Annotated in this window: 9 protein-coding genes; 3 read left to right on the forward strand and 6 right to left on the reverse strand. The window is 36.2% G+C overall.

Annotated features, from left to right (window positions below; all coding sequences use genetic code 11):
- Positions 1–17 precede the first annotated feature (17 nt).
- Together ABXT67_RS09145 and ABXT67_RS09150 are read left to right on the forward strand one after the other, a co-directional pair.
- Entirely contained in the window at positions 18–674 is a 657-nt protein-coding gene (locus ABXT67_RS09145; RefSeq protein WP_415373715.1) for a hypothetical protein, read from the forward strand.
- 190 nt (positions 675–864) lie between these two features.
- Positions 865–2715, forward strand: coding sequence for a fasciclin domain-containing protein (locus ABXT67_RS09150; protein ID WP_415373716.1), 1851 nt, complete (start codon positions 865–867; stop codon positions 2713–2715).
- 81 nt (positions 2716–2796) lie between these two features.
- Here ABXT67_RS09150 and ABXT67_RS09155 read toward each other — a convergent pair whose 3' ends face one another.
- Positions 2797–3258, reverse strand: coding sequence for a DUF1572 domain-containing protein (locus tag ABXT67_RS09155; protein ID WP_415373717.1), 462 nt, complete (start codon positions 3256–3258; stop codon positions 2797–2799).
- 268 nt (positions 3259–3526) lie between these two features.
- Here ABXT67_RS09155 and ABXT67_RS09160 point away from each other — a divergent pair, with 268 nt between their 5' ends.
- Entirely contained in the window at positions 3527–5449 is a 1923-nt protein-coding gene (locus tag ABXT67_RS09160) for a putative porin (RefSeq protein WP_415373718.1), read from the forward strand.
- Between the two features lie 52 nt (positions 5450–5501).
- On the opposite strand, the gene ABXT67_RS09165 is transcribed toward ABXT67_RS09160, so the two are convergent.
- From ABXT67_RS09165 to ABXT67_RS09185, 5 genes are all read right to left on the reverse strand, one after another.
- Positions 5502–6614, reverse strand: coding sequence for a ligand-binding sensor domain-containing protein (locus ABXT67_RS09165; RefSeq protein ID WP_415373719.1), 1113 nt, complete (start codon positions 6612–6614; stop codon positions 5502–5504).
- A gap of 156 nt (positions 6615–6770) precedes the next feature.
- Positions 6771–8489, reverse strand: a complete 1719-nt coding sequence (locus ABXT67_RS09170) for a hypothetical protein (protein WP_415373720.1) — start codon at positions 8487–8489, stop codon at positions 6771–6773.
- Positions 8490–8620: 131 nt separating this feature from the next.
- A complete protein-coding gene (locus tag ABXT67_RS09175) occupies positions 8621–9154 on the reverse strand; it encodes a hypothetical protein (RefSeq protein WP_415373721.1) in 534 nt (177 codons plus the stop codon).
- A 219-nt stretch (positions 9155–9373) separates the two neighbouring features.
- Positions 9374–10618: a DUF6638 family protein gene (locus ABXT67_RS09180; RefSeq protein ID WP_415373722.1), complete on the reverse strand. Its 1245-nt coding sequence runs from the start codon at positions 10616–10618 to the stop codon at positions 9374–9376.
- A gap of 262 nt (positions 10619–10880) precedes the next feature.
- The gene (locus ABXT67_RS09185) at positions 10881–12836 is read right to left on the reverse strand and encodes an AAA family ATPase (RefSeq protein WP_415373723.1); all 1956 of its coding nucleotides are present in this window, start codon (positions 12834–12836) and stop codon (positions 10881–10883) included.
- Positions 12837–12926: the final 90 nt, after the last annotated feature.

Raw genomic sequence — 12926 nt, forward strand, 5'->3', positions numbered from 1 at the left:
TATATAAAATCATTAAGATGAAAGTGTATTATAAATTGTTGTTTTTTTTGGCATTTGTTTCTATATCCTGCCAAAAAGAGTCTTTAGTAGTGTTAGAAAATAATCAAGAGCCATCTTTTTTTGATGACGCTCAATTGGTTTCTTTATTAAAAGGGGTTTCTGCTCACGATGGTTCCTTTGATGATATAATAGATCGATCTTCTTGCTTTAGTATTAAGATTCCCTATGGAGTAGTTTTAAATGGCGAATCCCAACAAATTAATAATATAGAGGATCTGCAATCCATAAACGAGTCAGATGAAGTAATACTTTTATTTCCTATTGAGATTTCTTTTGCTACCTATCAAGAAGAAAACATAAGTTCATTACAAGAATTTGAAAACGTCGTTAGGAACTGTGCAAATGGCGGTTTGTATAATGATAGAATAACTTGTGTGGACTTTGTATATCCCTTTAATGTGGGAGTTTTTGATCCAATAACAAGTAATTTTGAAACGATTGTTTTTGATCACGACAAAAAAACATTTCAATCTATTGATAGTTTGAATAGTTTATATCTTGCGACTATTAAATTTCCTATTGAAGTAGTAAATGCCGAGGGACAATATATTACTATCGCCACTAACGAATCTTTAAAAAGACAAATTCAAAGTGCGATTTCGTTATGTGAATAAAACAAAAAAAGCACCTATTGAAAAGACAGATTTAATTTTATATCTGTCTTTTTTTTGTTTGAATAGAATTTGAAAAGAATAGACAAAAGTTAAAAAAATATTAAAATGGATAATCGTGGTAGTACATGTTAGAGGGTGTCTGTTTCATACTTGAATATTGAAATTCAATTTATTAATAAAAAATAATGTTATGAAAAACCTTTTAAAATTTAGCTTTCTATTTGTATCGCTCTTATTTATTTCCTGTGGAGATGACGATGAGACACCCATTAACACTATAGATGTAGAAGTGTCTATAGCAGAATTTGTAGCTGCGAACCCTGATTATTCTTCATTAGCTGCAGCACTGGTCCGAGCAAATTTAACAAGTGTCTTAAGTGGAACAGATCCATTTACAGTATTCGCTCCCAATAACGCTGCATTTGCTGCTTTCTTAGAAGCTAATGGCTTTGCCAGTTTAGAGGATGTTCCGGTGGATGTTTTAACTAATACTTTGTTAAATCACGTAGTTTCTGGAACTAATAACTCTGAAAGCCTAACAACTGGTTATATTACTTCACTAGCAACTTTTGGCGATACAGAATTAAATCTAAGTCTTTATGTAGATATTACAACTGGAGTTCAACTAAACAATGTTTCAACAGTTACGGCTGCAGACATCGCTGCGAGTAATGGTGTAATTCATGCTGTTAATAGTGTGATAGCCTTACCTACAATAGTTACACAGGCTTCTGCAAACCCAGCATTCTCTACATTAGTAGAAGCATTAGTTGCGGCAAGTGACGGAACTACAGATTATGTTGCATTATTATCTGGTACTACAGCATCACCGTTTACTGTTTTCGCACCTACAAACGAAGCTTTTGCAGGGTTGTTAACAACTTTAGGATTAAGCGGATTAGGAGATGTTCCACAACCTTTGTTACAATCTATACTAAATTATCATGTAATTGCAGGAGCAAATGTACAAGCTGGTGATTTGACAAATGGACAAACTGCAACGACTTTTCAAGGAGAAGATATTACAATCGATTTAGCAAATGGTGCTCAAATTATTGATGCAACAGGAATGGCAACAAATATTATTGTTACCGATGTGCAAACATCGAACGGAGTAGTACACGCAATAGACCGCGTATTATTGCCACAAGCAGCAATTGACGTTGTAGATCCAACCATTGCAGGGTTAGCAATGAATACCGCAGATTTGTCAATTTTAGTTGAAGCTTTACAACTTACAGGTTTAGACACAGTATTAGCAGATAGATCTTCTGAATTCACAGTTTTTGCACCTACAAATGCGTCTTTTGAGGCATTTTTAGCGAGTGTTGGTCTAGCAACAATTAATGATGTGCCACTAGATTTGTTAAGGCAAACATTATTAAATCATGTGTTATCAGGAGTGGTTACATCGGGACAGTTAACAACGTCTTATACAAATACATTGGCTACTTTTAATGGAGAAGCAGACGCTCCATTAAGTCTATACATTAACACCGCTAGTGGTGTAGTATTAAACGGAGTTTCTACTGTAAACACGGCAGATGTTGTTGCTGCAAACGGTGTGGTACATATTGTACAAGGAGTAATTGCATTGCCAACAGTTGTAACGTTTGCAACTGCAGACTCTAATTATTCTTCTTTGGTTGCAGCATTAACAACCACTGGTCAACCAGATTTTGTAACTGTATTGAGCACAGGAAATGGAACAGCGCCAGCACCATTTACTGTTTTTGCGCCAACAAATCAAGCATTTACTGACTTGTTAGTTGAATTGCCATTTGCTACTTTAGGAGATATTCCTCCAGCAGTACTTACTGCAGCCTTAAATACACATGTGGTACCAGAAGCTAATGTTCGTGCAGAAGATTTAGTAGATGGAACAGTAACTACACTTGGTGATGTTATTGTTATTGACGCTACAGCTTTAACTATTACTGACCAAAATGGTCGTGTAAGTACAATTACAGCAGCCAATACTAATATACAAGCCGCTAATGGTGTTATTCATGAGATTAACAAGGTATTGTTAGCTCAATAGATTAAGTCTTACCTCCTAATTAGGTTGTAAATTAGTTAATACTTGTTGAACACCGCCATTAATTTGGCGGTGTTTTTCATTTTATAATAGTTGCTTTTTAATAAGCCAAATTTGCCCTAAATGATAATAGCCATGCTCAACAATTCCGTTTAAATTGCGATACCAAGTACCATATTTTTCTGCTTTGGAAAATTTTAAGAGCTGTGTATCATTCATTCTTTCTACTGTGGAAGCAAACTCTTGTGCGTAATTAAAACTCTTTTCCTTTAAGAGCTCCCAATCTTTTGATGAACTTATTAGAGTTGCATTAAAACTGAAAGTATCACTGATATTCAAAGCTCCGCCTTTCAAAATTTCCAATACCCCTGCTATATAATAATTAGTATGAAAAACTAAGGCTGCAATGGTATTATAATCTTCTATTTTTTGATTTGCCTGCTCCCAGGTAATAGTTGTTAAAGCTTTTTTAATTGAAACTCTAGGAAAATTTGGATTTAAATAAGATGCTCTCAATGCTTTTGCCATTTGTGGCGTTACGGTCATAATGATGTAGTTTTTATTTCATTGAAAGAAAGATGGGTTTTTTTAAGTTTTCTCAAATGATATAGCACTAAAGCCTTGAGGTTTCTGAAATAGGATATAAGACCAAATAATAGCTTGTAATCTTTAGTTATGTGCTATTTTATCGTCAGATAAAATTGTTATTTTGATGCAAAGTAAAATAGTCTTACGCCTGCATCACACCACAGATATAAATTCTCTAAAACTTCCCACAACCCAATACAATTTCAGCATCAAAAAAAATATACCTTTGCGAGATACGTTAATAGGTACTATGAGGCACATCATTGTGATACTTTTCTGTTTAGTTTTTACTTCCGCTTTTGCGCAAGATGAAGCACCTATGCGACCAACAGCCCCAGTAAATGAAAGACCGCCAATTGATTACTACAAAATAATTTCGGCACAACGGGACACTACCTATGTAGATACCACGCTAAATATTCAAAAAAATTATAAATTTAATTATCTCCGTCGTGACAATTTTGAATTAATGCCCTTTGCGAATGTTGGACAAACCTACAATGCACTGGCTGTAAATTTTAATGCAACCAATCTTAAACCACTTTTTGTAGCACAATCTCATCATTATAATTACAATGAAATAAATGATATTGATTACTACAACGTGCCAACACCTTGGACGCGATTGTATTTTAAAACTGCTTTTGAGCAAGGACAACAATTGGATTCTTTTTTTACCGTAAACACGTCAGAGCAATTTAACTTTTCATTACAATACAAAGGAGTACGTTCTTTGGGTAATTACCAACAAAGTTTAACTAGTACTGGGAACTTTACATTTACTACGAATTATTACACCAAGAACAACCGCTACCGAATAAAAGCGCATCTTTCAGCACAAGATATTTTAAATCGGGAAAACGGAGGGCTTAACGAGAACTCATTACAATTGTTTATTGCAGACGATAGCGAATTTAGTGACCGCGGAAGACTGGATGTAAATTTTGAAGATGCCGAAAACAAACTCGAAGGATTGCGTTTTTATGGCCAACATGAATATGATCTTATTAAAAAAAATGACAGCACAAGTGTAAATTCTCTGACCATTGAAAACAGTATTTGGTATGAAGATAAATTTTTTGAATACCGCCAGATAAATCCGTACACTCCCTACGGAGAGTCCTATAAAGCTTCAGGTTTGTTAACGACGACGAAGCTAGAAGATTTTAATGTAAATGCAGGAGTGCGATATGAAAATGATGTCTTAGGTAAAATGGGCGCTTTTGCACAGTACACTAATTTTAATTTCGGGTATAATTCTGTTATAGTTTTAAACGATAGTAGAATCCCAAACAGAATAAAAGGGGATATTTTGCAAGCGGGAGGAAGTTATGAGAAGGAATATCGAGGTTTTGCTTTAAAAGGAAAAGCAGCAATCAATGTCGCAGGAGACTTTGACGGCAATTATATCCAAGCTTCTGCTGGCTATGCGTTAGATGACAATAACAAAGCGAGTGTTGGGATTAACATACATTCTGTAGCGCCCAATTTTAATTTCCTTTTGTATCAAAACGACTATGTAAATTACAATTGGAAAACCGAGTTGAACAATGTGAAAACGCAAGAATTGCGTTTCGATTTACAGTCTAAGAAAATTGCAAATGTATCTGTAAGCTATACTGGAATTGATGATTTTGCATATTTCGGTATCACTTCAAACGATTCTACACCAACACCACAGCAATTTGGCACAAGAGTAGATTATTTGAAAATTAAGGCCGAAAGAGAAATCAATTGGAGGATGTTTGCGTTAATGAATACGGTAATGTATCAAAATGTAGTGAGCGGAGCCGAAGTTTTTAACGTCCCACAATTAATTACACGACAATCATTGTATTATAAAGGGGAGTGGTTCAAAAAAGCATTAAATCTTGAAATGGGGGTTGGTTTTAAGTATTTCACAAAGTACAATATGAATGCCTACGACCCTGTCTTAGCAGAATTTTATGTGCAAAACGAGCAAGAATTAGGAGGTTTTCCACTAGTAGATATTTTCTTTAATGCCAAAATAAAACAAACACGTATTTTCTTTACTTGGGAGCATTTTAATCAATTATTTAGTACTACAAACGAATATTTCTCAGCCCCAGGCTACCCTTTCCGAGATGCGGCGATTCGTTTTGGATTGGTGTGGGATTTCTTTTTGTAGCTTTCGATTTTCCAATATTTAAATTTCAGTTCTAATTATTTTTCAAATCTTATTAGCCCTCTAAGTCAGCTTTAGTCACAGGCACAACCTGCTCTCCATCAAGTCTAAATAGCCCCAAATACCCACCAAACCATAGTACGCCGTCAGTATCCTCATAGATGCATTGAATGGCTGCCGTATTTAAACCTTGGGCTTTTCCGTAGTTAGTAAATTTCTTGCCATCATATTTATAAACACCGTGATGTTCTGCCGGAAACCAGATGTTACCTTCTTTATCTTTAAAAAGACTCCATACTTCATCACCCGTAATAATGCCGTCTTTAGTATAATTAGTAAATGTCTTACTATCATAGCGACTTACGCCATTATAGAATGTGGCAAACCAGAAATCTCCGTTGTTATCTTCTAATATATGATTAACAGAATTGCCTGCAAGCCCTTTAGTTTCAGAAATATGCTGCAATCTTTTACCGTTATATTTATAAGCACCTCCAGGGGTCCCAAACCATATATTGCCCTTGCTATCTTCAAACACACTTGAGACAATTTTAGGGTGGCTAACACCTCTATTTGGATCGTTTTTTGACGCTGGTAAAGAAAAAGTGGTAAACCTAGCGCCGTCAAAACTAGCGACACCTTTATAAGTGCTTATCCATAGCACCTCTTTGCTGTCAACCATCAAACTCCAAATATCATCATCGGGTAGCCCATCTTTTTTAGAGTATTTGTTAAAAGAATCAGGGATTGGAGTTGAGGAAATGTTCGGGTCGTATTTTATAAGACCATTTTCTGTGCCTAACCAGACAAACCCATTTTTATCTTCAACGATACCTCTTACAGCATACCCATCAAAACCTTCAGCTACAGAATGGTAACTTACGCTTTTACCATCATAAAAGATGACACCGTCATCATTGGTTCCTAACCACATATTTCCTTTAGAGTCTTGAAAAATACGCCTCACAAATTGACTAATGGGTTCGGATATAGCTCTTGGAGTTGGTATAAAGGGTATGCCTGTAGTTTCAACTGCGTGTACTTTGTTTGTAACAGGAGTACTAGTCTTAACGGTGCTGTTTTCTTTTTTAAGAGTGCCGTTGTCTTTACACGCCGCAGTTGCTATACAAAGTAACGCTAGAATGGATAAACTTTTTAGTTTCTTCATTGATTTTCTTTGTTAGATTTAGTTGTACTTAGCTGTTCTATGTCTAAGTATTTTGTGCCAAATGTAAAGGAGATCAATTATTTCTTAGTATTTGAAGTGTAAAAAAAATGCAAATTTCATGTCAAATACTCTAAATTACAGGAAACTGGATACAAATCAATTCAAACTATCTAAAACCCTCTGAGCAGCAGCCCGCAAAGAATCACGTTGTTTTAAAATAGTCAGAGAATCTTTTTTTTTGAAAATTGGAGGTTCCTTATCAGCCCGCGAGAACTTTATCGAGTCTATAACAACTCTTGGAACATCAATATCAGTTCTATTTGGGTGCAAATCTTCATCTTTTAATCGCTCGCTCGTTTTCCAAGTTTCCCTCATTTGCTGTAAAATTTGGCTTTCCCATTGCGAAGGATGTTTTGCATCTACCCATATTACATCGCGGTATTCAGTATCAATCAATGCTAAATCTGGGGTTGCGGCACCGTCAAATTTTTTGCTATCATCTCTTACAGCGGCAACCGTACTTAGCATAAACAATCGCTTGCGACTCCCTATTTTTTTAATAAAAGGTCTAAACTCAACGGGTTTGTTTACAGACCAGTCGTATTCTTTCCTAGATTCTATTACTTTTAAAGGCATTGCGCTAACGCCTGCTAGCCCTTCTTTTTTAGCGGCATGGTTGTAATAATATAATTTGTCAGTTCCGTCGGCAGGAACAAAAACGCTAAAGGCAAGGCTGGTGCGTTCTTCACCAATGGGCTCTAGACCAAACCAATGGTAAAAACCGTTTTCTGCGCCAATATTCATTCCGTTAAAATTAAAATCAGTTACAAAGGGTTGCTGATTTTCATCGTCCTTCAAGTCTGGGATTTTAACCGCAGTTTCCATATTCCAGGGTAATGGATCTGTAAATCCACCTAAAAACTGGAGTGATTGCGCTTGCATTCTGGACACATTTTCGGACAGTGTGTTTTGGCGTGTTAAGAAGGGATGTTGATTGATTTCTTCAGCAGGGATATAGGTTCCCATTCCAATGGTAATTCGTTCTAAATAATCACCAGCATCGTGTTCGCCTGGTTCAATCACCATAACGCCTCCATAACTGGGATAAGGAAAAAAGAACCCTTTCCATTTTATAAGGCTTACCACTTGCACCCATTTTCCGCTATCATCTTTCATATAAAAGACCTCGCTTGGCGCTAAAGTAAACAACTGGAAAAAATTGAATCGCTGCACTACAGCATTGTAGGTATTTCGACTAAACGCTAGAGATTCACCAATGGCAAAGGTAACGGGGATTCGGCTTTTATCTGCAAATCGAGGAAAAGGTGAAGTGCTTTCCACCGCAAAAAGTTCCTCGGTATTATCGCTCATGCGTTGCCATGAATATTCTTTTGCAGGTTGTACGGCCATCGTCCATTGGTTAGTACTGTCTACACGAACGAGTTGTGGTGGAGATACTTCTTGGGTTTCACCAATAGATTCGTAGGCCATTGTAACGATGTTATTGTAAGGCTGGATGCGCTCATTTTGCGTTAAGGGGAGTTCCTCTAATGCAACAAGTTCTAGGTTGTTATATACGTTGTATAATTGCATGTAAGAATACAATCCTGTTTTCCAGCCTAAAAACCAACCGGTTGCAAAGAATAATACAATCCCCATTAAAATGAGAATTCTTTTTCCAGCTCCTAGCGCCGCTCTAAATTTTAGAAGTGTGAACCACAGAAATAATCCAGCTATTAAAATTATAAAGAAATACTTGCGCACAAACAAGAGTGCTGGCTGGTAATCATCCCTCAAAAAGAATAGCAATAAAATAATGGCACCGATGATGACAATGCGTTTTTGCTTCCCGCCTTTATTCCAATAGTTTTTCATTAAATGAGTTTATAGGTTTATGAGTTTAAAAGTTTAATTTAGATCTCAGGTTACCGTTTGATTTTGTGGTTTCTGAATAGAAATTTAAGTCCAAATATTCACCCCACAAAATTGTATCGAGGTGTGTAAATCTACTTAATCATCCCTTTATCCTTAAAACGATCTCGGGCGCTTTTTTTCTTCAGAACTTCTTCTGAAGGTTGTTCTTGTTTATCGTTTTCGTTTTCAGCTCCATTTTCGATTTCAAATTTTTCCTTTACCTCATCTACTAATCCCTCAACAGATTCTTTTCCTTTTTTAAATGCTTGCTGAAGTGCTTCTTTTTTAGTCCGTTCTGATGCGAATAAAAATAAGGAGGCAATATAAGTGCCCATCAAAGTCCCAACAATTGCTGAAACAAAATACTCAATATTAAAAGCATTTATTGGTGTCGCGAAACTTATAACAGCTCCGGCGACAAGAAATAGTAAGGCCACATAAACCAATCGCCACAAAAAAGGCTGCTGATGCATAAACCCTTTTTTATTTTCGGGTTTCATTTGTAACCCCTCGTTGTGCGTGACGTGGTTAATGAATCTATATGTTTTATTACTTTTTGATTCAGTCCAATACAAGATTATCCCAAAGAGTATCGCACTTACAAAAACAATAATTTCTAGTGTCATGGGGAAGGTTTTTTTTTGGTTTATATTTTTTGGTTTGTTGTTTTAAAAATCAAAATTTTATTTTGTCTTTAAAGTATAAGTGGTCTGTTTTTAAATACGTTACAAATATAATTAGATTTCGCTTTGTAACTTTGCTCACGCTGCTGAAAACATTGTTTTTAGATTTTATCTTTATCTTCTAATTCAAGTTCATTACCTTTTTAATTCCCCCCTCGGGGGTTAGGGGACCTTTATTTCTTTCAAAATCATTTCAATCACCCAGTCCTGATACGAGGGTTTCCATGTTTTATAAGTGCTATAAAAATCTTCTTTATCGTACCAAAAAAGATGTAAGGGGTCCACAGGTGCAATACTGTTTAATAGTTTCCAGACAAGTTCTTGATGTTCTGGCTCTAAAGAAGAATGTGGTTTGTGTAAAGATTTATATAAAATTTCTTCCACAATATCTTCTCGTTTTGTTTGATTGTTAACCGCCAGTTTCTCGAGGTATAATTCTAGGCCCATTAATTTTTTACGGTCTTCAATAGACAATTCGTTGAGGTATTTTTTATACAAAAATGAGTTGCTTAAAATTTCATTTATGGGATGATCCACTTCTTTCAGCATTTCAGCAAAACGGTGACTTTTAATACGCACATAATTGGGTGTTTTTGTTGCTGAATTTAAATCTATTTCAGCAATAAAATGATCTGTAAGGGTGGTCATTAATTCATCGTGAGATATGTGAAATAGCATTACATCGTGATGGGTATCTTTAATCGCTTTTTTGAACACTTCCTCATCCTCAAAAACCATAATATCTTTTATAAAATCCCGAAGTAAAAACACTCCTCCAAAAGCACGGGTGTAAAACGAACTTATAGGCAAGGATAACGGTTCAAGATGTAGTTTTCTCCCTCTTAAATCGCCATACTTTTTAGCCGAATCTAATAGTTTTTGATGAAGCTGTCGATCAATAAAGTTGTTGCCTTCGTGAAACAAGTCTACTAGTTTTTCCTGTTCTTTTTGTTGGTCTTCCAACCTGTTTATTAACTGAAAACTAACCCTAATATGCTCATATTTTAACAGGTCAAACGATTCATAAAATGCGTCTATTTGTTGGTCTAAATGAACGCACAATGCACTGTCTTTTGTAATATCGCTTATCTGTTTAGAATAGGCCGTAAAAATGGCGTGCATTAAATTGCGATCAAAACTATGGGATGGCATAAAAACAGGTTTCCCTTTTTGTGCGGGTGAAATGATAATTGCATTTGGGTTTGGATCGCCAATATTGAGGTAGTAATTATTGTCTTTTTCTTTTGCAACTTCAGGACTCCATCCCATTCCGTCAATGTTAAAATGCGATAGGGTAGTGGCTTTTACTCCAAGCATAGCAAGGCATTCGTTATAGCGTTTTGCTAACGAACCAGAAAGTGGCACAAGATCACTGCCATATAATTTTGCTCGTTTTAGTTTATCCATTTTTAATGCAGATTTTTTTTTAATTAATAATTAAAGCTTATTTTATTAATCATTGTGATGTGGTTGAATATTCGATATTTTTCTAGTTCAAAAAACAGCAATCTCCTATCCTTAATCAATTTTTAAGCTGCTTATGCCTTTTAGGAGGCCTGCGGCAACAGCATACGGGATAGCTTTTAATGTTCATCATTTTTTAAATCCTGAATTCAGTATGTTTTGAGTCGATCATTTTAATCGAAATTCGAGCATCGTAAATCGAAAATTAGTCTTCAAACGATTTCCGTGCTGCTAACTGCACTTCCATATCACGAACTCGTTGTTCTACTTTGCGTTTAAAATCTGTATCTGCTATGGTGGCTACGTTATCTAAATAGCGCACTACTTCTTGCCTTCTAATATCGCTAAAATTAAGTCCTTTCATATTTTGTCTCATCAGGTCTTTTAGCATTGCATACTTGGTGCCATAATCCTTCTTGAAATACAGTAACGGATCCTCAAACCAATCTGTCGGCAAATCAAAATCTGTTAATCGCAATGAAATGGAGCTTTGTATATTCCGGATATCTCGTGAAGAGAAAAATGGAAATTCAACTTGGATGTTTTTATATAATGCTGCGTAAAAGAGATGTTCGTTTGTTTTGTGTATGGCTTCGGTACGGTTATAAATTTCGAGCACTTTTGCTTCGGAAGGTTTTTCTGAAACATTTAATATTTCGCCTAAATTTTTAGCCAATCCTTGTGCTGAAAGAAATTCGTAATCTTTTGGATTTTGCATTTTCACAAAATCTGGCATGCTCTTTTCAAACTTGCGCCACCACATGTAATCTTGGTCGACAAAATCTGGAATCGTTCTAGCTCCGTCAATCTTAAAACGTCCTTGTACACGATTAATCACTGCCTTGTCTAGCATTTCTGGCAGGTTGGTAAAAAGTCCAATACTACTGTTCCCGTAGTTGATGGCATAGGCGCCTTCTGTATGTCTTAAAAATACGCCAATCACTTCTTTAACCCCTGCTGAAACTCCTTGCGCGGTTCGTTCTTGTAAATTGTTTTCTGCATCATCAATGGGTGCAAAAATAAGTTTTGTAGGGTCTGAAAGAGGTTTCATCCATTGCATCGTTTTTTCAGCACTACCTCCTTGGAAGGTTGAAATCAAGGTGTCTGGCATTGGATGAAATAAAAACGGAATGTCTAATTCGTCGCAATGCTTTTTCAGCCTAGTAGCAATGGCGGCAATAAGCATGCTTTTTCCAGTTCCTGGAATTCCGTAGCCCATAAAAACAGGCATAAAACCTCCCAATTCTTGAAATGGATTTTTCTTTGCAACAAAATCATAACTCAGCATTCGCTCGGTCAATCGTCGGGCAAAGTGCTTTGCATCCCGATTCCCCACGATTTCCTCAAATTCTATTTTATTGAATTCTATACTTACCGCACTTCCTTCAAAAATATTTTCCCAACCTGAAACCGCGTAGTCGCTCTTCTCCAGTTTATAGGTGCGATCTGTAATGGTTTCAGTGTATTCTAAGGATGCATTTCGCATTTGAATTTCGGTGATAACGGCTTCAAAATAAACAACCGTAAAATTGATAACATCAATATCGTTGTTCACCATTTCTGGATGTCCTAGGTATTTGTCGTAATAATAAAGCAAGCACGAAACTCCTTTTAAAGGAGACATAAGCGACAACTCTGGAAGGCCAGCAAACTTATTTTTCATCACAGAAAGATCGCCCTGCGCTTTCGGTTTTAAATCATATAAAATTCGGGTGGAAATACTGAATAACATAAAAGCGGTAGCCGTCTGCATCTTGCTTTCATACTCGCGACGTTGTGAAGCATCAAGGGAAGATTTTCGTTCATTAAGTCCAGAAAGCCCGGACGAATCAAAATAATTATCCTTCAACCAAATCCCCATGGTAAGTCCTTCTTGCAATGCATACAAACTCTCATTTAAAAACAAAGGGATCGCAACACTATCTGGTAATAACCTCTTTTTGAGCGCTAAAATAGTCTTAGAAACCGAAGTGACCTCGTTACTCGCAGTGCCGTTCGCCTTTGATAAATAGAGTAAGATGGAACTGTCTTTTTTGTCGGTATCGCGCCGTTGTGCTTTGCTTCCCTGCTCCCATTGAATGCCTTTTAAATAAGAAGAAGCTTCATCACGAAGTGCATCCAGCTCGTTGATTTTTATAGGAAAAGTGCTGTTGTGTTCCATTTTGAAGTTTATAGTTTATAGTTTGTTGTTTATTATTTACATTTAACATCCCACCAACCACCGTTCAAAGGGAGGCTTACGCAAAAACCA

It is taken from the genome of Patiriisocius sp. Uisw_017 (assembly GCF_047731265.1).
GTDB lineage: Bacteria > Bacteroidota > Bacteroidia > Flavobacteriales > Flavobacteriaceae > Patiriisocius.